This is a genomic window from Rhodoluna sp., from assembly GCF_024641065.1.
Classification (GTDB): domain Bacteria; phylum Actinomycetota; class Actinomycetes; order Actinomycetales; family Microbacteriaceae; genus Rhodoluna.
In genome coordinates this window covers 12,405-35,943 of sequence record NZ_JAHEDV010000033.1, presented here as the reverse complement: position 1 = coordinate 35,943, position 23,539 = coordinate 12,405, and the positions used below count along the sequence as shown (strand labels likewise).

Genomic DNA, 23,539 nt, shown 5'->3' with positions numbered 1-23,539 from the left:
AAAGAGAATCATGTCTGAACTAAAAATCGCCGTTGTTGGCGCAGGTTTGATGGGTGCAGATCACATCATCCGAATTGAAAATCGCATTGTAGGTGCTCAGGTTGCGGCCGTAGTTGAACCAGACGAGGGCCGAGCCAAAGCTGCTCTTGCAGACGCACCGAATGCTAAATGGTATCCAAACATCGAGGCTGCAATTGCCGACGGCGGCATCGATGCTGTCCTAATAGCAACCCCGGGGCAGTTCCACGAGCCAGTTCTGCTGCCCGCGCTTGGTGCCGGGTTACCAATTCTTTGCGAAAAGCCACTTACCCCGGATGCCGAATCTTCTCTTCGAATTGTTGAAGCTGAGATAGCTACTGGAAAGCAGCTGATTCAGGTGGGCTTTATGCGCCGATTCGATGCTGGCTACATGGAACTTCGCGAGTTGATTGCTTCTGGCAGCCAGGGTGAATTGCTGGGTCTTCACTGTGCTCATCGCAACCCGGCAGTGCCCGACACTTACCACAATGACATGTTGATTTTCGATTCCATTGTTCACGAAATCGATGTGGTGCGCTTTTTGACCGACTCACCAATTAAATCTGTAGAAGTGAAGTACATGAAGCGCAATGAACTGTCGCCTGACAAGTTGCTAGAGCCGATTCTGGCACTGCTTGAAACCGAGTCAGGGGTTTTGGCCACTGTCGAAATGAACGTCTCAGTTCAATTCGGCTACCAGGTAAAGACCGAGGCTGTTTTTCAGAAGGGAATAGCTGAGATTGGCCGTACAGCCGGTCTCAACTTGTTTGCCGGTGGTCAGATTGCCACAGCGGAACACATGTCATTCAAGACTAGATTCGCTGCTGCTTACGATTCGCAAATTCAGCGTTGGGTGAACGCAGTGAAAATTGGCAAGATTGATGGCCCAAATGCCTGGGATGGTTACCTCGCCGCAGCCGCGGTTGAGGCTGGACTTTCTGCGTTGCATAGCGGAGAGAAAGTAGCTGCAAACTACGAGAAGAAACCGGCGTTTTATCGCTAATCGTCGTTAGTGATCAAATTGACCCGACCGGTATGGAAGTGCTGGTCGGGTCAATTTTTGCGACAAATTTGGACCGTTCCGAACTAAAATATCTATAGGCAAAGACGCCTGAAAAATCTCTCGAAAGTAACCATGACTTTTCAACTTGCAGCATCAGCGGAGATGCTATTTCTTGACCTTCCATTTGTTCAGCGCGTAGAGCGCATCCGTGATTTGGGTTTTCAGGTAGAAATCTGGAACTGGACTACCAAGGACATGCAAGCGCTGGCCGCGACCGGTGCAACGTTCTCTTCGATGACCGGATACATCGAGGGCGATCTAATTACCGAAGAGGGCGCTGACCGTCTTATTGAGACTGCCAAGCTTTCGCTAGAGGCAGCCAAAATTATCGATTCACCAAGATTGAACCTGCACGGCACCGGGCTTGATGGTGATGGTCAGGCTGTTAAGCCAACTCCAGTAGTAACCGGTGCCGACTGGGCCAAGGCCAAAGACACTTTGGCGAGACTTGCCGATCTCGGCGCTGCGCACAACCGAGTGTTCACCCTTGAGAACCTCAATAATCTGGTTGATCACCCAAACGTGCCATTTGCCAAAGCGGCCGACACTCTGGCCCTGGTCGAATCAGTTAATAGTGATTACCTGAAGTTGAATCTTGACCTCTACCACGCACAAATAGGCGAGGGCAATTTGGTCGGTTTGGTCACCGAGTGCCTGCCTTGGATTGGTGAAATTCAAGTTGCCGATGTGCCTGGGCGCTGCCAGCCTGGAACTGGTGAAATTTATTACCCGAGAATTGCGCAAGCTTTGACTGAGCTGGGATACAACGGTGTGGTTGGTCTTGAAGGCTGGGCTAGTGGTGACTCAGAGCGGGCACTCGAAGACTTCAGAAAAGCATTCTCGCAATAGTCATTTAAATATGTAATAATGTCCTTACAAAGTATTTCTACTTGAAAGGACGAAATGCCACTAGTCAGAATCGACCTAAACCGTGGGCGAACAGCTGAGGCCGTAAAGGCAATTGCTGACGCCATTCACGAGGCGATTGTTGACGTTTATGGCATTCCGCCTCGCGACCGCTTTCAGATCATCAACCAGCTCGAAAATGGTTCGATTATCGCCGAAGACGCTGGCTTGGGTTTTGAGCGCACCAATGGTGTGGTCATGATTCAAATCTTCACCCAGCGTGGTCGATCAGTAGAAACTAAACAAGCTCTATATGCAAAGATTCACGCAAATCTTGCAGCGCTTGGCGTAACCGGTGAAGACGTTTTCATCGGTTATGTAGAGAACGGCCCACAGGATTGGTCTTTTGGATTCGGGATTGCCCAATACCAAACCGGTGAGTTAGCGGTGCCGGCAGCTGGGGCTGCCTAGGCTCAACGCAAAAAAATGGACCCGTGGCTGCAGCCTGGGTCCATTTCTTTTTAATGGTTATTTCTCGACGAGAGTCACTTCGAACGAGTAAAGATCTGGTCGGTAGCAGTGGTGACCAAACTCAACTGCCTTGCCTGAATTGTCGTAGGCAGTTCTATCCATGGTCAACAGCGCAGCGCTCTTCTCAATGTCAAGCAGATTAGATTCGGTGGCGCTGGCCTTGCGAGCGCCGATGCGTTGCTTTGCAACACGGATGGTGACACCGCGTGATCGAAGCAGTTGGTAAAGGCCAAACTCATTCAGCTCTGCTTCGGTGATCTCGGTGAACTCTGTAGGCAGCCAGTTCTCAAGAATTGAAACCGCAACGTTGTCAGCAGAACGCAGGCGCTTTACATACAGAACGTTTGCACCTACAGCCACGCCAAGCTTTTCAGCGATTTTTGCATCAGCCTTTTGAATCTTGTAGTCAATCAAGGTGGTGGAAGGCTTCTGGCCACTGCGGGCAAGGTCTTCATAAAGCGAGGTCAACTCAACGCCACGGGTGACCTGGCCATGAACAACCTGAGTTCCAATGCCGCGACGGCGAACCAGCAAGCCTTTGTCAACGAGATCTTGAATCGCACGGCGAACTGTTGGGCGGCTAAGGCCTAGACGCTCACCGAGAGCAACCTCGTTTTCGAGGCGTGAGCCAGCCGGCAAAGTGCCATCCATGATGGCCTGCTCAATCTTCTGAGCTACCTGAAAATACAGGGGAATAGGGCCTGAGCGGTCAAGGTCCATAAACGCTGACATCGGCAGAATCTGCTCTTGCTGATTCACTTGTTACCTCTTGCTAACTAACAGTCGCCATACTTTGGCAATTTGTTAGAACATTAGCACTTAGTTGCTAATTTTTAGCGAAATGTGGCTTGGGTCAAGTCGTGTAATTTGCTGTTGGTCGCCAGCACCGATGATGATTCCGCCGTCAAAACTCCGGCCAGGTCTGAGAATTTTCCGCCAGCCAATTCAACTACCGGAACCAGTGCGGCAATGTCATATATTTTGAGGTCGTGTTCGGCCACGATGTCGACTGAACCTTCGGCCAGCAACATGTAGCTCCAGAAATCTCCGTAAGCACGAGTGCGCCAAATTTTGCGACTCAGGTCAATGAGTTGCGGCAATTTGCCAGATTGATCCCAGAGCTGCAGGTTGTTGTAGCTTAGCGATGCGTTTTCAAGCTCAGAAATGCCCGACACGGTGATTTGACGTTCGGTGCCGTCAATCTCACGGGTGTGTGCTCCAATGCCCGGAGCAGCCCACCAGCGGCGACCCAGGGCTGGTGCTGAGACTACGCTGACAGTCGGCTTGCCATCGATAGAAAGTGCAATCAAAGTTGCCCAGACTGGCACACCACGAAGGTAGTTTGCCGTGCCGTCGATTGGGTCGATGATCCAGGTTCGGTTGGTTGAACCATCGCTTGAACCATACTCTTCGCCAATTAGGGCATCGGTTGGAGCCTTCTCGGCCAGAATTGCCTTCAAGGCTGCTTCAACGGCTTTGTCAGCGTCGGTAACCGGGCTTCGGTCTGGCTTGGTCTCGACCTTTAGATCAAGCGCACGAAATCGCTGCAGTGAGATTTGGTCTGCGGTGTCTGCCAGTTCAAGGGCAAGCGCGAGGTCGGCGACAAAGTTCATGAATAAAGTCTATTCCGCGCTCTTGTCGATGGATTTGTCTGAATGAGTAGCCAGCGATGTCATCAATCGGCGGAGCGAATCAACTCTCGAAGCACCGTGCTCACCTAAAGTGCCATTGGCAATTGCTGTGTCGAGTTCGCAGTCAGGAGCGTCGGCAGCATGAGTGCAGTCGCGTGGGCAGGTTTCGATAACTGACCATAGATCTTCGAAAGACTTGAGCAGATTCTCTGGCTTGACATGCCCTAGGCCAAATGAACGAACACCTGGAGTGTCAATGATCCAACCTTGGCCGACAGTTTCGTCGAGTTGAATTGCTCGCACCGAAGAGCTGGTGTGACGCCCGCGGCCGGTAACTGCATTTACTCCGCCGGTGGCTCGCAGTGCGTGCGGTGCGAGTGCGTTTACGAGCGTTGATTTGCCCACACCTGAGTGACCAACAAATACTGTGGTTTGCCCGTCTAGCAACTCACGCAAACGGGGGAGGGCAGGGTCATCCGAGCGATTCAAAACCACTGGGATGCTCAGGCCTGAAAAGTTGGCCAAGAACTCTGCCGGGTCGGCCAGGTCGGTTTTGGTGATGATGAGAATCGGTTTGAGACCTGCGTCGTAGGCTGCTGCCAAATAGCGGTCAATCAGTCGAGTTCTTGGTTCGGGGTTGGCGATAGCCACCACGATGGCCATTTGGGTGGCGTTTGCAACAATCACGCGTTCGACTAAGTCAGAGTCATCGGCACTGCGACGAAGCAAAGATGTGCGTGGTTCGATGCGAACAATTCTTGCAAGTGCGCCAACGGTTTCTGAGATGTCGCCGGCCAGAGCCACGTTATCGCCTACGGCTGCACCGTGCTTGCGAAGCTCTTTGCCCAGAGTTGCATTGATTACGCGCTCTTCGTCTTCGAGCAAGACTCGATAACGGCCAACATCTACGCCCAGAACGAGACCAATTGGGGCCTCTTTGTGCTCAGGTCGTTTTTTGGTTCGTGGCTTGTTGCCCTTTGGGTTTGGGCGAACGCGCACATCGGTTTCATCCAGGTCGTTCTGACCCGGATCTGGCTCATAGAGCCAACTCAAGCGTTGCCTTCAAGCATGCTGTTCCACATTTTGTCGAAATCGGGCATGGTCTTTGAAGTTGTTTTAATGTCTTCAATTTCAATGCCTGGCACACGCAGCCCAATGATGGCGCCCGCGGTTGCCATGCGGTGGTCTTCGTAGGTCTGCCATAGAGCGCCGTGAAGGTTATCGCTCGGGTCAATCTCGAGACCATCTGGGGTTTCGCGGGCAATGCCACCAATTCGGTTGATCTCGGCGGCCAGCGCTGCCAAACGATCTGTTTCGTGACCGCGAAGGTGCGCGACACCGCGAATGATGGTTGGGCTGTCGGCAAGTGCTGCCAATGCAGCAATAACTGGGGTTAGCTCGCCACCGATTGAGAGATCAATGTCGATGCCGTGAATCGCGCCGGTTCCGGTGATTTTTAGGCCAAAGTTTTCACGAACAATTTTGGCACCCATCTGTTGCAAAATTCCATCAAACTCATCGCCAACCTGGGTGGTTGAGTCTGGCCATCCTGGGATAAAAACCTCGCCGCCGGCAACCATGGCTGCGGCTAAGAACGGGCCAGCATTTGAAAGGTCAGGTTCGATGGCAACCGTGCCGCCGGCAATCGGGCCTGGTTCTACTCGCCACACCGCAGGTGCAGGGCTAGAAACTTTGACTCCGCGCTTGGCTAGGCAGTCGAGGGTCATTTCGATGTGAGGCATTGAAGGTAGGTGCTCACCCTGGTGCTTTAGCGTGATGCCGTTTTCAAAGCGAGCTGCGGCAAGCAAAAGGCCCGAAACGAACTGGCTTGAGCTTGATGCATCGATGGTGATTTCGCCACCGGCAACTGAGCCGTTTCCGTGAACGGTGAACGGTAGGGCGCCTGAACCGTTGTCTGAAACCTCAGCACCCAGGGCACGAAGACTGTCGATGGTCACGTTCATTGGGCGGCGACGAGCGGCTTCATCACCGTCGAACAAGACATCCTGGTTGCTTAGAAGTGAAATGGGTGGCACGAATCGCATAACCGTGCCAGCTAGACCACAATCGATCTTTGCCTCGCGGTTGAAAGCCCCAGGCGTGACCAGCACTGAACCGTCATCGTTGACCTGAACCTGTGTGCCAAGACTGCGCAGCGCCTCAATCATCAGGGTGCTATCTCTGGATGCCAAAGTGTCGGTCAAGAGCGTTGGTTCGCTCGCAATTGCAGACAAAACCAACTCGCGATTGTTCAAAGATTTAGACCCAGGTAGCGAGACGGTAGCGTTCAACGCACCCGTGGCAATTGGGGCAGGCCAAGGCTGGGAATACGCTGAAGAGGTCATAGGTTCAAAGTTACCATGAGTAGTTTTGTTGCTTCGGGTGCTGGCTTTGGCATGCCAAGACTAAACTCGAAAACGATGAAGTCAAAAGACGCTTCGGCGAAGCAAAATCAGATTCAAGAGTTTGAACAGCAGGCCCTGCCGCTCATGCCGCAACTGTATGGTGCGGCTCTCCGCTGGACTCGAAACCCCTCGGATGCAGAAGATCTAGTTCAAGAGACTTTTGCCAAAGCGTTCGTTGCTTGGGCCCAGTATCAGCAGGGCACCAACCTCAAAGCTTGGCTCTACCGAATCATGACCAACACCCACATCAACTCGTTCAACAAACGGGCAAAAGATCAGGCCAAGGGTGGTCTAGATGACCTTGAAGACTGGCAGCTCGGCTCAGCCGAGTCGGTAACCTCGCTAGCTAGCCGATCTGCCGAGCTAGAGGCGATCGACAATATGCCATCAGAAACCATCAAGGATGCTCTGCACCAGATTCCGGATGAGTTTCGAATGGTGGTTTATTACGCCGTGGTTGATGGTTTGCCTTATGCCGAAATTGCCGAAATTATGGGAACCCCGGTTGGCACCGTGATGAGCCGACTTCACCGAGGCAAAAAACTTTTGAGAACTCTGTTGGCCGAATATGCCGCCCAAGAGGGTTATGACGTGTCTGATAACAAGGATGAGGTTAAGTAATGTCTGAGATCGACTGCCAAGAGACTAAACGTCACGTGCATGAATATCTGCACAATGAGCTGTCTGACCAAGAATTGGATGACATCACCGCTCACCTTGCTAACTGCGACAGTTGTGAGACTGATTACGACCTAGAGACCCTCATCAACGGTGCCATCAAGCAGAGTTGCACGGAGGATGTTCCTCAGGAGCTAGCCGAGCGAGTACTCGCCGAGATTCGCCGCATACAGGCCAACGGCGGAGTTCACTAATCAGATTCAGGCAGTTCGAGCCACTCGTACCAGCCGCGGTTCAAAACCAACCACGCCACTAGTCCGTGACCAATCTGGCCAGGTAATCCGTGGTCAGAACCTGAAATTTCTTGATTCCAGCCCTCGTGCTCAACGAGAGGTCTGAAGCAGTCGACAAATGGAATGCCTCGTCGAGTGGCAACATCTTCAAAGCCGGTGGCTAGGTGCTCAACCTCAGGGTTTAGCTCTGGGTTGCGATGCGGAGTTGGGCCAATGATAAAAGACTGAATTCCGGCACGTTTTGCTTCGTCAACAATGGTTGCAACATTTAGGCGACTTCTCGAAAGTGAGATACCCGCTGCCGGGTCGGTGTTTCCGAGGGCCAGAACCAAACGATTTTCGGTCTCGGCGCTGAAGCGGCGCCCGATCTCAGCAGCCCAACGTTCAGCAAGCATGCTCGTTGTTTCATCTGGGGCAGGTAGAGCAAAAATGTCGATTCGCGGGTTGTTGCGTGGAGTTTTTGAAGTAACTCGACCTACCCAACCCATTCCTTTTGGGTCGCCGGCGGCCGAGATAAGCGCATCGCCAAGAATGACGATGCGCACATCACGACGCGATTCGGTGCTCATATTTAGATTGAGAACGCTCTCGAAATAAGGTCAGCTTGTTCAGCAGCGTGCGCTTTTGCAGAACCGGTTGCCGGTGATGCGCTGGCTGGGCGAGATACAAGTTTGGCTACTTGCCCATCCATGTAGCGAGGCAAGAACAAACCGATGTAAGTCCAAGGGCCCTGGTTGGCAGGTTCGTCTTGAACCCAAACCAATTCAGCATTTGGATACTGTGCGTACGCAGCCTTGATCTCGTCAACCGGAGTTGGGTAAAGCTGTTCGACGCGAACGATTGCGGTGGTTCCATCGTTACGCTTCTGAGCCTCGGCAAGAAGATCCCAGTAGATTTTGCCTGAACAGAATAGAACGCGCTTGACTGCATTGGCATCAAGGTTCTGCTGGTCAGGAATAACAGTCTGGAATGTTCCGGTGGTGAAATCTTCAACTGCAGATGATGCGGCTTTGAGACGCAACATTGACTTAGGGCTGAATACCACCAACGGGCGCTTAGGCGTTGAGTATGCCTGGCGACGAAGAAGGTGGAAGTGGTTTGCCGGAGTCGAAGGCTGAGCAACTGTCATGTTGTTCTGGGCACACAACTGCAGGTAGCGCTCGATTCGTGCTGATGAGTGGTCTGGACCCTGACCTTCATAACCGTGAGGCAAAAGTAAGACCACACCGGAGTGCTGGTTCCACTTTTGTTCAGCAGATGAAATGAATTCGTCGATGATGCTCTGGGCGCCGTTGGCGAAGTCACCGAACTGGGCCTCCCAAAGAACCAAGGCATCTTGGTTCTCAACTGCATAACCGTATTCATAGCCCATGGCTGCATACTCGCTGAGCAATGAGTCATAGATGTAGAACTTGGCTTGGTCTGCGGTTAGGTTGCGCAGTGGCATCCATTCCTGACCATTGATGCGGTCGTGGAACACAGCGTGGCGCTGAACGAAGGTTCCGCGGCGGCTGTCTTGGCCAGCCATGCGAACTGCCTTGCCCTCGACCAAGAGCGAACCAAGAGCTAGTAGCTCACCGAAGCCCCAGTCGATTCCGCCCTCGCGACTCATTTCGACTCGCTTGGTTAGCAACTGCTGAAGCTTAGGGTGCACGTTGAAAGCAGGTGGCTGGTTGTTGTGCGCGTCACCGATTAGCTCAACCATCTGGCGAGAGATCGCGGTGGCGTTGGCAACACCAGTTTGGTCGCTCGCGGTGGTTCCGATGCCTACCGGGCGTGGAACCAACGGTGGAGCGGCAACCATAGCCTCGTGAACTTCAACGAATGCTTGCTCAAGACGGTTCTGGAAACCTGCGTTTGCAGCTTCGAACTCATCACGAGTGATGTCGCCACGGCCAACCAATGATTCCATGTACAGGGTGCGAACTGAGCGCTTTGCCTCAATCAGGTTGTACATCAATGGCTGAGTCATCGACGGGTCGTCACCTTCGTTGTGACCGCGACGGCGGTAACAGATGATGTCTAGAACTACATCTTTCTTGAATTCTTGACGGAACTCGAAAGCCAAACGAGCGACGCGAACTACGGCCTCTGGGTCGTCACCGTTCACGTGGAAAATTGGAGCCTGAATGCCCTTGGCAACATCGGTTGCATAAACGGTTGAGCGTGACTCACCCGGAGGGGTGGTGAAGCCAACTTGGTTGTTGATCACGATGTTGATGGTTCCACCGGTCTTGTAGCCGCGAAGCTGAGACATGTTTAGAACCTCTGGCACAACGCCCTGACCGGCAAAGGCAGCGTCACCGTGGATGATTACCGGCAGCACCGGGTAGACATCCTTGGACATCGCGTCAAAGCGGTCAAGCTTTGCTCGAACGATACCCTCGACAACCGGGTTTACCGCTTCAAGGTGTGAAGGGTTAGCGGCTAGTGAAACGCGAACCTGCTTGCCCTCCATGTTGGTGAAGGTGCCTTCGGTGCCGAGGTGATACTTGACGTCACCCGAGCCCTGAACGGTCTTGGTGTTGGTGTTGCCCTCAAACTCTTTGAAGACCTGACCGTAGGTCTTGCCAGCAACGTTGGTTAGAACGTTTAGGCGACCGCGGTGGGCCATGCCGATGACAACTTCGTGCAGGTCAGCGTTGGCAGCTTCTTGAAGAATTTCATCCAAGGCGGCAATGGTTGACTCGCCACCCTCGAGGCTGAAGCGCTTCTGGCCAACAAATTTGGTCTGCAAGAAAGTTTCGAAGGCCTCAGCCTCGTTCAATTTTTCTAGGATGCGCATCTGCTCTTCGCGAGTTGGCTTTGCGTATGGGCGCTCAAGCTTGTCTTGGAACCACTTGCGCTGGGCTGGGTCTTGAATGTGCATGTATTCAACACCAACGGTGCGGCAGTAGCTGTCGCGCAAAATCTTATAAATCTCGCGGAATTCAGCCTTTGATTTGCCGCCAAAACCGCCGGTTTTGAAGGTGCGGTCGAGATCCCAGAGAGAAAGACCGTGGTTCAAAATGTCTAGGTCGGCGTGTGAGCGCTGCTTGTATTCAAGAGGGTCAACATCTGCCATCAGGTGACCACGAACGCGGTAAGCGTTGATCAGCTCTTGGATGCGTGTCTCTTTGGTGCGGTCGTCGTTCTCATTGCGCTCAAAGTCGGTAACCCACTTGACCGGCTCATATGGAATGCGTAGGTCGGCGAAAATCTCGTCATAGAAGCCACGGGCACCCAATAGAAGTTCGTGAACCTTCTTAAGGAACTCACCTGAACCAGCACCCTGAATAACTCGGTGGTCATAGGTTGAAGTCAAAGTGATGGTTTTGCTCACGCCGAGTTTTGAAAGTTGAGCGTCAGACATTCCCTGGAATTCGGCCGGGTAGTCGAGCGCGCCTGCGCCGACGATGCAGCCTTGGCCCTTCATAAGTCGTGGCACTGAGTGCACGGTGCCGATGCCGCCAGGATTGGTCAGTGACACGGTTGAGCCAGCAAAGTCGCCAGCGGTCAACTTGTTGTCGCGGGCCTTCTTGACTAGGTCTTCGTAAGCACTCAAGTACTCGGCAAAGTTCAGGCGCTGAGCGCGCTTAATGTTAGGAACCAGAAGGGCACGGGTGCCATCTTCTTTTGGAATGTCGATAGCCAAACCAAAGTTGATGTTCGCTGGCTGAATTACTGCCGGGCGGTCGTCAACGAGGTCGTAATAAACGTTTTGGCTTGGGAACTCTTTTAGAGCTCGGATAATTGCGTAACCAATGATGTGAGTGAACGACACCTTGCCGCCACGGGTGCGTGAAAGGTGAGAGTTGATCACAATTCGGTTGTCGATCAAAAGTTTCGCTGGAACGGTGCGAACCGATGTTGCAGTCGGAACCTGAAGCGAAGCATCCATGTTGGTGGCAAGTGCTTTAGACATGCCCTTGAGAATGTTTACTTGGTCTTGCTCTTCGTCTTCTTCGACGGTTGAGATTGCCTCGGTCACGGGAGCCTGTGCTGGAATCGGCTGCGGACGAGGTTCAATTCTTGTGGTTTTTGCAACCAGTGGAGTTGCTGGGGTTGCCGGTGCAACAGGAGCAGCTGGGGTCACAGGTGCAACCGGAGCAACAGGAACAACTGGGGCTGCGGGCTGAACGTCAACTGGGCCGGTGGTTGCATGTGGTGTCTCGGTCGGGTGGTATGACTCGAGAATTGGCCACCACGCCTTGTCGACTGAGTCGGGGTTCGAAAGCCACTGAGCGTACATCTCATCTACGAGCCAGTCATTGGCTCCGAATGCGTTGTCGCCGTTTGCGTTCTCAGCGTTGCCTGACAGAGAAACCACCTCTTTATGATTGTCCGTTCGATGTGCAGACTTAAGCCTACCCTTTTGAACTTGGTCAGAATGGCGATAAGCGGGGTTTGCTAAATGTTTCTGCTAAATCGGCGCGGGTATGATTTAGGAGATGGATAAAGCAGGTTCTGACCATAGATTCACGGGTGTGATTACCCGATGAATGATTGGCTAATGCTCGGGGTGGGCATTGTTCTCACCATCGGCACCGGGCTGTTTGTTGCCAGTGAATTTTCACTGGTCAATCTTGAGCGCAGCGACCTAGAGGCCCGTCGCGAACGCGGCGAGCGAGGTCTTAGCAATTCGATTCGCGCACTGACTAAAACCAGCACTCACCTCTCGGGTGCGCAGTTGGGCATCACTCTCACCACCATGTTGACTGGCTTTCTCGCAGAACCAGCTTTGACCTCACTTTTGAAGCCTGTCTTGATTGGTCTGGGCATTGGCGAATCAATGCTCGATGGTGTTGGTCTGGCCCTGAGCCTTTTTATTGCCACCCTGTTTTCAACCCTGATCGGTGAATTGGTTCCTAAAAAATTGGCACTGACGATTCCGCTGCAGGTCAACAAATTTGTGGTGGGTTTTCAAATCGTTTTCACCTGGATTTTCAGCGGCATGATCTTTGTCTTGAACAAACTTGGCAACGCCATCGTTCGTTCAATTGGCATCGAGCCGAAAGAAGAGTTGAGTTCGACCAGAACTGCCGAAGAGCTATCGGCGCTGGTTCGTCGTTCAGCTAGCCTCGGCGCTCTTGACGCTCAAACCGCCACTTTGCTAACCAAAACATTGGCACTTAGCCAGCTGGTTGCTGCTGATGTAATGACTCCTCGCCCAAGAATGCACATCTTAGATAAATCGGCCACCATGACCGACTTGATTCAGGCATCGGTAAAAACCGGCCACTCGAGGTTCCCGATTGTTGACGGTGGTTCAGACGACATTATTGGCGTGGCACATATAAAGCAGGCCGTCGCTGTGCCTCGCGAAAAGCGAAATGAAGTACGCGTTTCAGCCATCATGGTTGAGGCACCGAGAGTGCCCGAAACTATGAGCCTTGAGGCCTTGATGGTTGACCTGCGTGCCAAGGGTTTGCAACTAGCAATTGTGGTTGATGAATATGGTGGCACCGCGGGTCTAGCTACCCTCGAAGACTTAGTCGAAGAGTTGGTTGGCGAACTCGCCGACGAACATGACCGCGCCAAAGCTGGAGTCACGCGCGGTGCAAACTCATCGGTGTTGTTCCCGGGCATGATTCGCCCAGATGAGCTTCGCGAGATGGCAATTAAGGTTCCTGCTGACGGAGCGTATGAAACCGTCGCTGGTTTCATGATGAGCAAGCTCGGCCGCATTCCTGCTGTTGGCGACCAGGTTGAAATTGAAGATGGCATCTTGCGCGTTGAACGCATGGATGACCGTCGCGTAGACCGTGTGAGATTCACCCCAACTTCTGAGGCTGAAGGGGTGCAAAATGTCTAACGACTGGATGGGCATTCTTTGGTTTGTGATTTTGGTTCTGGTCAACGGGTTCTTCGTTGGTGCCGAATTTGCTGTGATTAGCGCTAGACGTGCACAGATTGAGCCAAGAGCAGAGGCTGGCAGCAGGCCGGCAAAAATCACCATTAGGGCCATGGAGAAAGTGGCTCTGATGCTGGCGACATCGCAGCTAGGTGTAACCATTGCCTCGCTTTTGATTTTGATAATTGCCGAGCCGGCAGTTCACCACCTGCTTGAGCCGGTGCTCGAAGCTACGGGGGTGCCGCACGAATTGCAGACAGGTTTAGCATTTGCAATCACGCTAGTTTTGGTGTCTTTCATGCACGTGGTTATCGGTGAAATGGTTCCTAAAAACATTTCGTTCTCGGTGCCTGAACGCGCAGCTCTAGTTCTGGTTCCGGTGCTTTACGGCGTGGCCATGGTGGTTCGCCCGATAGTGGTTGCGTTGAACTGGGCAGCAAACTCGCTGCTTCGGCTTATTGGTGTTCATGCCAAGGATGAAGCCAACAGCACCTACACGCTCGACCAGGTTGAAGACATCGTTGAACATTCGACTCGCGAGGGCGCGCTATCAGACCTATCTGGAACTTTGTCCAACACTTTCGAATTCACCGAGAAACAGGTCAAGGATGTTGCTGTTCCAACCGCCAGCTTGATCAGCTTTGTCGATTCGGTCACTCCTGCTGAAATCGAGCAGGCGGTTGCAAAGCATGGTTTCTCAAGATATCCGCTGACTGATGCTGATGGTGATTTTGTTGGCTACCTGCACCTCAAAGATGTTATTGATCTTCGAGAAGACGAATTTAGAGATGCATTCCCGGCCAAACGCGTCAGGTCTCTGATTTCACTTCCAGCGACGATGGAACTTGAAGACGCCTTAGCCAGCATGCGCCGTGTTCACGCTCACATGGCGAAAGCATTCAATAAAGCCGGTGAAGTTGTAGGAATTCTGTTCCTTGAGGACATCCTCGAAGAGCTGGTTGGCGAAGTAAACGACGCAACTCAGCGCTAATTACTCGCCTTCAGGAAACTTTCCACGACGATAAGGATTTGGCCACTCGACTTCGACACCCATCTGGTGAGCAGCTCTCAACGGCCAATAAGGGTCGCGCAGGCTAGCTCGGCCAATTAAGATGACTTCAACTTTTTCGTCTTGCAAGATTTGCTCGGCCTGTGCACCTGTGGTGATTTGACCAACGGCTCCGACTGGTTGGTCAACCTGATCGGCAACGTATTCAGCAATAGGAACCTGATATCCCGGGCCGGTCGGAATCTGTACCCCGGTAATCAAGCCACCGCTAGAGATGTCAAATAGATCGGCACCGGCCTCGGCGCACCATTTTGCAACCTCAGCTGTTTGTTTTTGATCCCAGCCGCGTTCTTTGTAATCGGTGGCCGAGAATCGAACGAAAATCGGCATGCGTTGGCCAACTTCTTCACGGATAGCCTCGACGATTTCAATCAGGAACCGAGCACGATTCTCAAGCGAGCCACCGTATTCATCCTTGCGCTTATTAGTTAGTGGCGACAAAAACTGGTGAATGAGATAACCGTGAGCTGCATGGATTTCTACAGCATCAAAACCAGCCAGCATGGCGTGCTTGGCCGCAGTCGCAAAGTCGGCAACCAAGTCGTTTACCTCGTGTGAAAACAACTCGCGGGGTGCGTCATAACCGTCGAAAGCCTTGTTGGTTGATGAAAGTGTTGTCCAGCCGCCTTTTTCAATTGGCACTGTGCCCTCGCCTGACCATTCACGATATATCGAGCCTTTTCGACCCGCGTGAGCAAGCTGAATTGCAGTCATTGCGCCTTGCTCGTGAGCGAACTTATTGATGCGCGCCCAGGCGGCTACCTGCTCGAAGTTCCAAATACCTGGGCACCAAGGTGAAATGCGACCTTCAGGGCTAACCGCAGTTGCCTCGGTGATGATTAGGCCGGCACCGCCAACGGCTCGTGAACCAAGGTGAACCATGTGCCAGTCATTAACAACGCCGTCTTGGTTGTCGCAAGAGTACTGACACATTGCGGCGATGAAAATGCGGTTTTTTATCTCAAGCTCACGAATCTGAAGCGGTTCAAATAGCTTGGTCATCAAGGTCTTTCTCTGGCAGTCAACACTTGGTAGTTAGTCTATTCAAGTGCAGAACCTGTTAAAAGCCGTGATCGAGCCAGCACGAGCATCAGACGATAAGTATTCGCGTGGTGTGGTTGGTTTTGTCACGGGTTCGGCTGAGTACCCAGGCGCAGCCATTCTGGGCGTGACAGCCGCGATGCGAACTGGCATAGGCATGGTTCGTTATTTGGGGCCGACTGAAGTCTGCAATCTGGTTACAGAAACTCGCCCAGAGACAGTGATTCAACCCGGAAGGGCGCAGGCCTGGGTTGTCGGTTCAGGAGTTTCTTCGACCGATCCGGGTGATCAGTTGCCGAGAATCGAAACTCTAATTAGGCAACCCGGACTCATGGTTCTTGACGCTGCTGCTCTTGACCTGGTTGATTTCTCACTGGTTGAGGCTGTCTGTGTTTTGACTCCCCACGCCGGCGAACTGGCAAGGCTTTTGAACCGCCTCGGGCATCCGTGTGAACGCCCAGAAATTGAAGCCGACCCAGCAGCATTTGCTGAAATCGCGGCCAATCTCACTGGTCAAACTGTTTTGCTCAAAGGCCACCAAAGCGTGATTTCAAACGGCACAGATTTTTGGTCTTGCCCGCCCGGCCCACCGGCTTTGGCGACGGCTGGCACGGGCGATGTTTTGGCAGGAATTTTGGGTGCTCTGCTGGCTGCCAATTCTGCTGAAATCATCTCGGGTGAGCTAACCGTTATTCAGGTAGCTGCTGCTGCGGTGCAGGTGCACTCGCGTGCGGCCGAAATTGCGTCTGCCAACGGCCCGATCACCGCACTCGATGTGGCCAACTCGATTCGATTGGTGATTGGTGAGATCTATCGTGCCGACTAAACCAATCGCTTTAGTGAAGACCTTTCCGCTAGTAGTCGGGTCTATTGCAGTTCACTCCCTTTTGTTAATGCTGCTTCCGCTTTGGGGTGAAGTATCACCGATGGCAGATGTAAGCCTCTATGGTTGGTGGCTTGACACAACACCTGGCTTTGAAGTTTTGGGCATTAGCCGTGACTGGGTTTACCCTTTTCCGGCGCTAATACCCATGGTTTTAGCCAAAGTGCTTGGCCTACTTCTGGCTGGCGGCAATGTGCTCACCGGTTGGATCTTGCTGTTAACCGTGATCGACACCATGGCCATCTTGACCCTGGTTCAGTTTGGCCGAAGTGGCCGCCAAAGGTTTACCGCAGCTTGGTTCTGGCTGGCATTCATCTTTTTGCTCGGCCCGGTTGCCATTGCAAGAATTGACGCAGTGGCAACAGCAGTAGCGCTTTTTGGTGTTTTGGCACTGAGTGCTGGGCGCATTCGATCCGCGGTAATTTTGTTCACATTTGGCGCATGGATCAAGATCTGGCCAATCGCGACCGCACTTGCCGTTTTCGTGGCTGATAAGGCACGCAAAATGATTGTTCTGCTCGGCATTGCAACCTCAGCCACAATTTTGGCCGCGGGTTGGGCGCTCGGGGGAGATGCTTCAATGTTCAGCTTCTTCACGATGCAGGGAAATCGCGGAATCCAGGTTGAGGCGCCAATCGCAACTATTTGGCTTTGGGCTTCAAAATTGGGGGTTCCAGACACCTACATTTATTTTGACCAGGTGATGTTGACCAATCAGATGCACGGCCAAAATGTCGAATTGATTGCCTCGCTAATGAATCCTGCGATGTTGGTGGCATTTTTGATCACCGCTGGGCTGGCATTCAAGGCTTATCGGGCTGGGGTTGACCGAAACAGTATTTTTGCTGCCACCGCGCTAACGGCTGTGCTCGACCTAATTGTTTTCAACAAGGTTGGTTCACCCCAATTTCAAGGCTGGCTTGCGGTGCCCATTATTGCTTTGATTATTTTCAAACAACACGGATGGCGCTTCGCGACAATCACAGGTTTAACCTTGGCATTTTTGACCAACTTGATTTACCCAGTTTTCTACCTTGATTTGATGGGTATGGGCTGGACCAGCATTGGTTTGCTAACCGTGAGAAACCTGTTGCTGATTGGCTTCTTAGTTTGGGCCAACATCAAACTCTCAGGCCTGAGCAAGTCGAAAACTGGTGAAGGAGCGATTAGCCGCTAAGCCCCAAGCAACTCAGCAATCATTGGGCCTACAATATCGCGCTCAATCAAGAAGCCGTCGTGCCCATATGCAGACTCAATCACTCGAAGTTCGCCACCAACCAATGGGCCACCAATGTGATCAGCAATCAATTGCTGGTCTTGAATCGGAAAGAGTCTGTCTGTTGTAATGCCAACTACCAGGCTCGGAATCTTGATAGTCGATAGTGCCTCGGCCACGCCGCCTCGACCACGGCCAACGTCGTGTGAATTCATGGCTTCAACTAGCGTGATGTAGCTGTTGGCATCGAATCTTCGTGTGAACTTATTGCCGTGAAAATCTAGATAACTTTCAACCGCAAACCTGCCGCCGCCACCAAGTGGGCTAACCCCTGATTGCCAGCTGCGCAAGAATCGATCGTTAAGTTCACCCGGTGAACGGTAGTTGATCAGGGCCATACGCCTAGCCAGGGCTAAACCGCGGTGCGGCCCGAACCCAGCCTTGGCGTCGTAATAGTTGCCGTCATTAAAGTTTGGGTCAGTCTTAATCGCTTCAATCTGCACTGAGTTGAGCGCGATTTGGTCAGCGCTTGAAATAGCAGGTGCGGCAATTACGGCAATCTTTTGAACCTCAGCCGGGTGCATGATTGCCCACTCAAGAACGTGCATTCCGCCCATCGAGCCACCGATGATGGCCGACCATTTTTTGATTCCGATGGTGTGTGCAAACTCGCGCTGTGCGTTGACCTGATCGCGAATTGTTAGATACGGGAACATCGCGCCAAATTCGCGGCCATTGGTGTCGAGTGAAGAAGGCCCGGTCGAACCCTGGCAACCGCCAAGGATGTTTGGCACGACTACAAAATATTTGTCAGTGTCGATAGCTAGTCCCGGGCCAATAAGGTCGGTCCACCAGCCCTCGGTCGGGTGCTGTTTGCTAGCTGGCCCGGCAGCGTGTGAGTCTCCGGTTAGTGCGTGAAGCACTAGAACAGCATTCGAGTGCTCGTGGTTCAGCTCGCCATAGGTTTCGAATGCAATTCGCGCAGACGCAAGAACACGCCCGCTCTCAAGTTTGAAGTTTGAAAGGGGCGCGAACTGGCGGTCTCCGGCCGGGTCACCGTCTCGCCATGCTCCGGTCGCGGGTGGGCGGCCGATTAGTTGTCGGCTGAGCTCATCCGTGATGAAAGATGACGGGACGGTGTCCTCGGGCGTTTGGAATTCCATAGAGGTTTAAGCCTATAAGGCTTCAACCTACTTTGCTGCTTGGAACGCTGTTTCTAGGTCGGCAATCAGGTCATCAACCGACTCAAGACCAACAGATAGGCGAATCAAGCCAGGGGTAACGCCTGAGCTCTGCTGTTGTTCTGGTGTCAGCTGCGAGTGAGTGGTTGAAGCAGGGTGAATTACCAATGATCGAACGTCACCTATGTTTGCCACGTGGCTAAATAGGTTCAAGCCATCTACAAACTTTGCTCCGGCTGCCACTCCACCCTTGATCTCGAATGAGACGATTGCACCGGCACCCTTAGGCGAGTACTTTTTGCCAGCATCAAACCAGCGCGAGGTCGGAAGACCCGCGTAGTTCACGCTTTCAACCTGCGGGTGCTTAACTAGCCACTCAGCAATCTTCTGCGCATTTGCAACGTGTCGTTCAACACGCAAGCTCAAGGTCTCAATGCCCTGGATAAGCTGCCAAGCGCTTGCCGGAGCAATCGAGGCACCAATGTCGCGAAGCAATTGAACACGAGCCTTGATGATGTAAGCGATGGCATCGCCTAGTGCAGCGGTGTAGTTCACGCCGTGATATGACGGGTCTGGAGTGGTCAGGCCAGGGAACTTGTCTGACTTGCTCCACTCAAACTTTCCGCCGTCAACAATCGCTCCGGCAACCACTGTTCCGTGGCCACCCAAAAATTTGGTGGCTGAGTGAATGACGATGTCGGCGCCAAATTCAAGTGGGCGAATTAGGTAAGGGGTCGCAACGGTGTTGTCGACAAGCAGTGGAACACCGTTGTCGTGAGCAACCTTGGCAACACCTTCGATGTCAAGAATGGCAACGGTTGGGTTGCCGATGGTCTCAGCAAAGAACGCCTTGGTGTTTGGCTGAACTGCCGCTGCCCACTCGGCAAGGTCATCCTGGTTTTCAACAAAAGTTGTGTTGATGCCCAATTTAGGCAGGGTGTACTTGAACAAGTTGTAGGTGCCGCCATAGATTGACGAAGACGCAACAATGTGGTCACCGGCTTGTGCAATGTTCAAAATTGCAAAAGTCTCAGCTGCCTGACCTGATGACAGCAACAGGGCAGCGGTTCCGCCCTCAAGTGCTGCGATGCGCTTTTCGGCTACATCCTGGGTTGGGTTCATGATTCGGGTATAAATGTTGCCAAATTCAGCTAGCCCAAACAGTTTGGCGGCGTGCTCAGATGAGTTGAACGTGTATGCCGTGGTCTGATAAATCGGGGTTACGCGTGCGTTTGTGGTTGGGTCTGGTGCTGCACCGGCGTGAATCTGTGCAGTTTCAAAACCCCAGTTGTTTGGGTCAGTGCTCATGATGCTTTCCTCCATTTACATTGCGATTGTCTAAAGCGTACGAGCAAATTCACACGGATGAAACAGTGCAAGCAACAGAAGGTAATCGAATGAGCATATGCTTGAACCATGTTGTTCGAGCAGATGGATCAGAGTTGGCAAATTGCGCTCGCAGACACCCAGCCTTCACTCGAAAAACTCGAGGCAAAACTGCGCAGCAACGGTTCAGAGTTTGTTCCTGATTTTTCTAAAATCATGCGCGCATTTGAGTTGCCGCTTCAGGATGTTCGGGTTCTGATCGTCGGGCAAGATCCGTATCCAACACCCGGTCACGCCATCGGGCTCTCATTCGCAGTGGCGCAGGGAACAAATCCGTTGCCGCGAAGTTTGAAGAACATCATGATCGAATTGCGTGACGACATTGGTCGAACTGTTTCAGCTGGCGGTGATCTAACCAAGTGGTCTGCTCAGGGAGTCTTGCTGCTGAATCGGCACCTAACCACCGATGTTTCTGAAGCGGGCGCACACTCAGATCTGGGTTGGGCTGAGTTCACCGACCGGGTTATCCGCGTTCTGAATCGTCAGTTGGGTAGAAACCTGGTTGCCATACTTTGGGGTGCGCAGGCCCAAGAACTTCGACAGGCACTCTGCGATTGCGTTGTGATTGCTTCGGCTCATCCGAGCCCGCTTTCTGCCCGAAAAGGTTTCTTTGGTTCGAAGCCGTTTTCTAGAACCAACGATGCCTTGCAACAGGCTGGTTTGAAGTCGATTGATTGGGCTTGTTGAGAAAGTGAATAGATGCCTCTAGATTCCGAATCACGCTGGCGGTTGGTTCGTGCCAAAAAAGCCAAGGGTGCTCAACCCGATTCAAACGAGGTTGTGGTTCGCCCCGCGGTTGAGGCCGACCTACCTCAATGCGCCGAGATTTATAACTATTACATTCGCAACTCGGTGGTCACCTTTGACGAAGACGTGATGTCAATTGAGCAGTGGCGAGAAAAATTTGCCTGGATTCAAAGCCTTGGTATGCCGTTCCTGGTAGCTAAATCGGGTGGCGGCCAGACTCTGGGTTTTGCCTACGTAGCTCCTTGGCGACAAAAGTCGGCATTCAAACGCACGGTTGAAGATTCAATTTATTTGAGACCAGCGGCAATCGGAAAACGCGTTGGAACCAAGTTGCTGGCTGAACTTATTGATCAGGCTAAGGCAGCAGGTGCGCGTGAAATTGTCGCGGTAATTTCAGATCAGGGCGCTGAATCATCAATTGCCCTTCACGAACACTTTGGCTTCAAGCACCAAGGTCACCTCGGAAAAGTTGGCTTTAAGTTTGGCCGCTGGCTGGGCACCGTGTTGATGCAAAAAAGTTTGTAAAAATCGTCACTTAATTGCCGTTTGCTGACATAGCAGTCGGTTTGTTTGGAACAATGGAATCTCGCTGTAAACGCTTTAGAAATCGAGAAAATCTATGTCGCAAGCAACCTTCTTTAACCTGCAGTCAGACGGCGCTTCAATTGTGGTTTACTTATCAACCGGTACTCCCGTGGTTTTGCACTGGGGAGCCAGCCTCGGCCAGGGTTTCAATGAACAAGACTTTATTAATGCGACTCGCGAGGCTGTTCCTCACGGTGACCTAGACGATTATCAGAACCCTGGCGTTTGGCGCGAAAATGCCCGCGGTTTTCTCGGTCGCCCAGCATTGCTTGGCCACCGTGCCGGCTTGGACTGGTCACAAAAGTTTGAGGTTGTCGAGGTTTCTGCAACTGAAAACTCTCTATTCGTTCGCAGTGCCGATGAGCAAGCTGGCCTTGAACTCACCGTAAAGTTTGAGTTTGCCTCTGGCGGAGTTCTAAAGATTTCGCAGAGCGTAAAGAACACCGGTGCTGGTGACTTTTCACTAGATGCACTGACCACCTTCATGCCGCTGCCTGATTACGCAGCTGAAACCATGGATTTCACCGGTCGTTGGGTTAAAGAGCGTCAGCCGCAGCGACGCCCGATTCAGGTTGGAACTTGGGCCCGCGAAGGCCGCGAGGGTCGTTCTGGCCACGATTACACCATCGTGCAGTTGGCGATGACTGCGGGAGCCGGCTACCAGCAGGGTGAAGTTTGGTCGCTTGGTCTGCAGTGGAGCGGCAACACTCGCCACCTGATTGAAAAAATGGCCACCGGCCGAACCACCATGGCGGCTGGCGAGCTTTTGCAGCCGGGTGAGGTAATTTTGGCCGCCGGCGAGACCTATGAAGCGCCGGTAGTTATTGCTGCACATTCCGAGGTTGGCATCGACGGCATTACCGATCGCCACTACCGTTGGTTGCGATCGCGCCCAAACCACCCGAGCACAGTGCGCCCGCGCCCGCTCAGCCTTAATGTTTGGGAGGCTGTCTACTTTGATCACAACCTAGAAAAGCTAACCGCGCTTGCTGATGTGGCCCAAGAAATTGGCGTTGAACGATTTGTTCTTGACGATGGTTGGTTTGGTTCAAGGCGCGATGACAAGTCTGGACTTGGCGACTGGATAGTCAGCAAGGATGCCTGGCCTGACGGCTTGAAGCCACTTATTGACGTTGTGAAGGCACGCGGCATGGAGTTCGGGCTTTGGTTCGAGGGTGAGATGGTCAACCCTGATTCGGATGTTTACCGCGCCCACCCAGAATGGATTTTCCAGGTTGGCAACCGCATTCCGCCATTTGGCAGACTCCAGCAGGTGCTAGACATCACACATCCTGGGGCTTTTGAGCACGTTCTTGGTCAGGTTGATGCAATTCTTTGTGAATACGAAATTGACTACATCAAGTGGGATCACAATCGCACTCTCACCGAGGCGGCTCACTTTGGCAAGGCTGCTGTTCGGGAGCAAACCAAAGCAATTTATCGCCTATTTGACGAGCTCAAGCGACGTCATCCGGGGCTTGAAATTGAGTCTTGTGCTTCGGGTGGTGGCCGCATTGATCTCGGAATGGTTGAGCACGCTGATCGTTTCTGGACCTCTGACTGCAATGATGCGTTGGAGCGTCAGTACATTCAGCGTTACACCCAATTCGCTATTCCGCCTGAAATGCTCGGTTCGCACATCGGGCCGCACCATGCACACACAACTTTCAGAACTCACGAATTGGCTTTCAGAGCAGTTACCGCTCTGTTTGGTCACGCGGGACTTGAATGGGACCTAACCCAGACCACAGATGAAGAGCGCGCTGCTCTCAAGGGTTGGGCCGCTTATTACAAGCAAAACCGTGCGTTGCTGCACGGTGGCCGCATGGTGCGAGTTGAGCAGCCTGACGACAGCGCATTCGTTCACGGTGTTGTGTCGCATGACAAGTCTCGAGCAATCTTTGCCCTGGCGACCTTGCGCTCAACCCCTAGCATCACGCCAAACGCCATGCGTTTCGAAGGTCTTGACGCGGCAGCTACCTACCGAGTTCGCTTGGTTGAACCAGCCGGCGCAGGCATCACCATTGGTCGCCAGAACCCAATCTGGATGACCGGTGTAGAACTAACCGGTGCTGCACTTGCCAAGGTTGGTTTGCGACCGCCTGTGCTGGCCCCAGAAAACGCCATTTTGGTTGAATTAGATCGAATCTAGCTGAATAAAAAACCGGTCAGGGCGAACTCTGACCGGTTTTT

The 23,539-nt window shown here is 52.7% G+C and carries 21 protein-coding genes; 12 read left to right on the top strand and 9 right to left on the bottom strand.

Annotation, left to right across the window (positions count from 1 at the left end; translation table 11 throughout):
- The first annotated feature begins 10 nt into the window (after positions 1-10).
- The 3 genes from Q0L26_RS06045 to Q0L26_RS06035 all read left to right on the top strand — a co-directional run bounded on the left by Q0L26_RS06045 (position 11) and on the right by Q0L26_RS06035 (position 2,398).
- A complete protein-coding gene (locus Q0L26_RS06045; RefSeq protein ID WP_296648750.1) occupies positions 11-1,021 on the top strand; it encodes a Gfo/Idh/MocA family oxidoreductase in 1,011 nt (336 codons plus the stop codon).
- 132 nt (positions 1,022-1,153) lie between these two features.
- On the top strand, positions 1,154-1,930 hold the full coding sequence (locus Q0L26_RS06040; RefSeq protein ID WP_296648747.1) for a TIM barrel protein: 777 nt from the start codon (positions 1,154-1,156) through the stop codon (positions 1,928-1,930).
- A gap of 54 nt (positions 1,931-1,984) precedes the next feature.
- On the top strand, positions 1,985-2,398 hold the full coding sequence (locus Q0L26_RS06035; protein ID WP_296648745.1) for a tautomerase family protein: 414 nt from the start codon (positions 1,985-1,987) through the stop codon (positions 2,396-2,398).
- Positions 2,399-2,455: 57 nt separating this feature from the next.
- Here Q0L26_RS06035 and Q0L26_RS06030 read toward each other — a convergent pair whose 3' ends face one another.
- The 4 genes from Q0L26_RS06030 to aroA all read right to left on the bottom strand — a co-directional run bounded on the left by Q0L26_RS06030 (position 2,456) and on the right by aroA (position 6,434).
- Entirely contained in the window at positions 2,456-3,217 is a 762-nt protein-coding gene (locus Q0L26_RS06030; protein ID WP_296648742.1) for a GntR family transcriptional regulator, read from the bottom strand.
- 74 nt (positions 3,218-3,291) lie between these two features.
- A complete protein-coding gene (locus Q0L26_RS06025) occupies positions 3,292-4,071 on the bottom strand; it encodes an inositol monophosphatase family protein (RefSeq protein WP_296648738.1) in 780 nt (259 codons plus the stop codon).
- 9 nt (positions 4,072-4,080) lie between these two features.
- A complete protein-coding gene (gene rsgA / locus Q0L26_RS06020; protein ID WP_296648735.1) occupies positions 4,081-5,142 on the bottom strand; it encodes a ribosome small subunit-dependent GTPase A in 1,062 nt (353 codons plus the stop codon).
- Positions 5,139-6,434, bottom strand: coding sequence for a 3-phosphoshikimate 1-carboxyvinyltransferase (aroA, locus tag Q0L26_RS06015; protein WP_296648734.1), 1,296 nt, complete (start codon positions 6,432-6,434; stop codon positions 5,139-5,141). Before aroA ends, rsgA begins: the two co-directional genes overlap by 4 nt.
- A 75-nt stretch (positions 6,435-6,509) precedes the next feature.
- On the opposite strand from aroA, the gene Q0L26_RS06010 reads away from it, so the two are divergent.
- The gene (locus Q0L26_RS06010; RefSeq protein ID WP_296648731.1) at positions 6,510-7,115 is read left to right on the top strand and encodes a sigma-70 family RNA polymerase sigma factor; all 606 of its coding nucleotides are present in this window, start codon (positions 6,510-6,512) and stop codon (positions 7,113-7,115) included.
- Complete coding sequence (gene rsrA / locus Q0L26_RS06005; RefSeq protein ID WP_296648728.1) at positions 7,115-7,366, top strand: mycothiol system anti-sigma-R factor; 252 nt, start codon at positions 7,115-7,117, stop codon at positions 7,364-7,366. The genes Q0L26_RS06010 and rsrA overlap by 1 nt, the downstream gene beginning before the upstream one ends.
- Here rsrA and Q0L26_RS06000 read toward each other — a convergent pair.
- Both Q0L26_RS06000 and Q0L26_RS05995 read right to left on the bottom strand, forming a co-directional pair.
- The gene (locus Q0L26_RS06000; protein WP_296648725.1) at positions 7,363-7,974 is read right to left on the bottom strand and encodes a GDSL-type esterase/lipase family protein; all 612 of its coding nucleotides are present in this window, start codon (positions 7,972-7,974) and stop codon (positions 7,363-7,365) included. The genes rsrA and Q0L26_RS06000 overlap by 4 nt on opposite strands.
- Before the next feature lie 2 nt (positions 7,975-7,976).
- On the bottom strand, positions 7,977-11,705 hold the full coding sequence (locus Q0L26_RS05995; protein WP_296649256.1) for a multifunctional oxoglutarate decarboxylase/oxoglutarate dehydrogenase thiamine pyrophosphate-binding subunit/dihydrolipoyllysine-residue succinyltransferase subunit: 3,729 nt from the start codon (positions 11,703-11,705) through the stop codon (positions 7,977-7,979).
- A gap of 177 nt (positions 11,706-11,882) precedes the next feature.
- On the opposite strand from Q0L26_RS05995, the gene Q0L26_RS05990 reads away from it, so the two are divergent.
- Complete coding sequence (locus Q0L26_RS05990; RefSeq protein WP_296648723.1) at positions 11,883-13,199, top strand: hemolysin family protein; 1,317 nt, start codon at positions 11,883-11,885, stop codon at positions 13,197-13,199.
- The gene (locus Q0L26_RS05985) at positions 13,192-14,229 is read left to right on the top strand and encodes a hemolysin family protein (RefSeq protein ID WP_296648720.1); all 1,038 of its coding nucleotides are present in this window, start codon (positions 13,192-13,194) and stop codon (positions 14,227-14,229) included. The genes Q0L26_RS05990 and Q0L26_RS05985 overlap by 8 nt, the downstream gene beginning before the upstream one ends.
- Here Q0L26_RS05985 and Q0L26_RS05980 read toward each other — a convergent pair whose 3' ends face one another.
- Positions 14,230-15,309, bottom strand: coding sequence for an NADH:flavin oxidoreductase/NADH oxidase (locus Q0L26_RS05980; RefSeq protein ID WP_296648719.1), 1,080 nt, complete (start codon positions 15,307-15,309; stop codon positions 14,230-14,232).
- 46 nt (positions 15,310-15,355) lie between these two features.
- Here Q0L26_RS05980 and Q0L26_RS05975 point away from each other — a divergent pair, with 46 nt between their 5' ends.
- Together Q0L26_RS05975 and Q0L26_RS05970 are read left to right on the top strand one after the other, a co-directional pair.
- Positions 15,356-16,174, top strand: coding sequence for an ADP/ATP-dependent (S)-NAD(P)H-hydrate dehydratase (locus tag Q0L26_RS05975; protein ID WP_296648716.1), 819 nt, complete (start codon positions 15,356-15,358; stop codon positions 16,172-16,174).
- Positions 16,175-16,274: 100 nt separating this feature from the next.
- On the top strand, positions 16,275-17,408 hold the full coding sequence (locus Q0L26_RS05970; protein ID WP_296648714.1) for a glycosyltransferase 87 family protein: 1,134 nt from the start codon (positions 16,275-16,277) through the stop codon (positions 17,406-17,408).
- On the opposite strand, the gene Q0L26_RS05965 is transcribed toward Q0L26_RS05970, so the two are convergent.
- Entirely contained in the window at positions 17,405-18,610 is a 1,206-nt protein-coding gene (locus tag Q0L26_RS05965; RefSeq protein WP_296648711.1) for a homoserine O-acetyltransferase, read from the bottom strand. The genes Q0L26_RS05970 and Q0L26_RS05965 overlap by 4 nt on opposite strands.
- Positions 18,611-18,637: 27 nt before the next feature.
- Entirely contained in the window at positions 18,638-19,936 is a 1,299-nt protein-coding gene (locus Q0L26_RS05960; RefSeq protein WP_296648708.1) for a bifunctional o-acetylhomoserine/o-acetylserine sulfhydrylase, read from the bottom strand.
- 108 nt (positions 19,937-20,044) lie between these two features.
- Here Q0L26_RS05960 and Q0L26_RS05955 point away from each other — a divergent pair, with 108 nt between their 5' ends.
- The 3 genes from Q0L26_RS05955 to Q0L26_RS05945 all read left to right on the top strand — a co-directional run bounded on the left by Q0L26_RS05955 (position 20,045) and on the right by Q0L26_RS05945 (position 23,498).
- Positions 20,045-20,701, top strand: coding sequence for a uracil-DNA glycosylase (locus tag Q0L26_RS05955; RefSeq protein WP_296648704.1), 657 nt, complete (start codon positions 20,045-20,047; stop codon positions 20,699-20,701).
- 12 nt (positions 20,702-20,713) lie between these two features.
- A complete protein-coding gene (locus tag Q0L26_RS05950; RefSeq protein WP_296648702.1) occupies positions 20,714-21,286 on the top strand; it encodes a GNAT family N-acetyltransferase in 573 nt (190 codons plus the stop codon).
- 94 nt (positions 21,287-21,380) lie between these two features.
- Positions 21,381-23,498, top strand: coding sequence for an alpha-galactosidase (locus Q0L26_RS05945; RefSeq protein WP_296648698.1), 2,118 nt, complete (start codon positions 21,381-21,383; stop codon positions 23,496-23,498).
- Positions 23,499-23,539 lie beyond the last annotated feature (41 nt).

What these genes read in the sequence shown, in the direction of transcription:
- aroA (WP_296648734.1), bottom strand. Translation starts at nt 6,434, where the DNA reads ATGACCTCTTCAGCGTATTCCCAGCCTTGGCCTGCCCCAATTGCCACG.
- Q0L26_RS05985 (WP_296648720.1), top strand. Translation starts at nt 13,192, where the DNA reads ATGTCTAACGACTGGATGGGCATTCTTTGGTTTGTGATTTTGGTTCTG.
- Q0L26_RS05965 (WP_296648711.1), bottom strand. Translation starts at nt 18,610, where the DNA reads ATGGAATTCCAAACGCCCGAGGACACCGTCCCGTCATCTTTCATCACG.
- Q0L26_RS06040 (WP_296648747.1), top strand. Translation starts at nt 1,154, where the DNA reads ATGACTTTTCAACTTGCAGCATCAGCGGAGATGCTATTTCTTGACCTT.
- Q0L26_RS05950 (WP_296648702.1), top strand. Translation starts at nt 20,714, where the DNA reads ATGCCTCTAGATTCCGAATCACGCTGGCGGTTGGTTCGTGCCAAAAAA.
- rsrA (WP_296648728.1), top strand. Translation starts at nt 7,115, where the DNA reads ATGTCTGAGATCGACTGCCAAGAGACTAAACGTCACGTGCATGAATAT.
- Q0L26_RS06045 (WP_296648750.1), top strand. Translation starts at nt 11, where the DNA reads ATGTCTGAACTAAAAATCGCCGTTGTTGGCGCAGGTTTGATGGGTGCA.
- Q0L26_RS06010 (WP_296648731.1), top strand. Translation starts at nt 6,510, where the DNA reads ATGAAGTCAAAAGACGCTTCGGCGAAGCAAAATCAGATTCAAGAGTTT.
- Q0L26_RS06000 (WP_296648725.1), bottom strand. Translation starts at nt 7,974, where the DNA reads ATGAGCACCGAATCGCGTCGTGATGTGCGCATCGTCATTCTTGGCGAT.
- Q0L26_RS05955 (WP_296648704.1), top strand. Translation starts at nt 20,045, where the DNA reads ATGTTGTTCGAGCAGATGGATCAGAGTTGGCAAATTGCGCTCGCAGAC.
- Q0L26_RS05970 (WP_296648714.1), top strand. Translation starts at nt 16,275, where the DNA reads ATGGCAGATGTAAGCCTCTATGGTTGGTGGCTTGACACAACACCTGGC.
- Q0L26_RS05990 (WP_296648723.1), top strand. Translation starts at nt 11,883, where the DNA reads ATGAATGATTGGCTAATGCTCGGGGTGGGCATTGTTCTCACCATCGGC.
- Q0L26_RS06035 (WP_296648745.1), top strand. Translation starts at nt 1,985, where the DNA reads ATGCCACTAGTCAGAATCGACCTAAACCGTGGGCGAACAGCTGAGGCC.
- Q0L26_RS06025 (WP_296648738.1), bottom strand. Translation starts at nt 4,071, where the DNA reads ATGAACTTTGTCGCCGACCTCGCGCTTGCCCTTGAACTGGCAGACACC.
- Q0L26_RS05945 (WP_296648698.1), top strand. Translation starts at nt 21,381, where the DNA reads ATGTCGCAAGCAACCTTCTTTAACCTGCAGTCAGACGGCGCTTCAATT.
- Q0L26_RS05960 (WP_296648708.1), bottom strand. Translation starts at nt 19,936, where the DNA reads ATGAGCACTGACCCAAACAACTGGGGTTTTGAAACTGCACAGATTCAC.
- Q0L26_RS05980 (WP_296648719.1), bottom strand. Translation starts at nt 15,309, where the DNA reads ATGACCAAGCTATTTGAACCGCTTCAGATTCGTGAGCTTGAGATAAAA.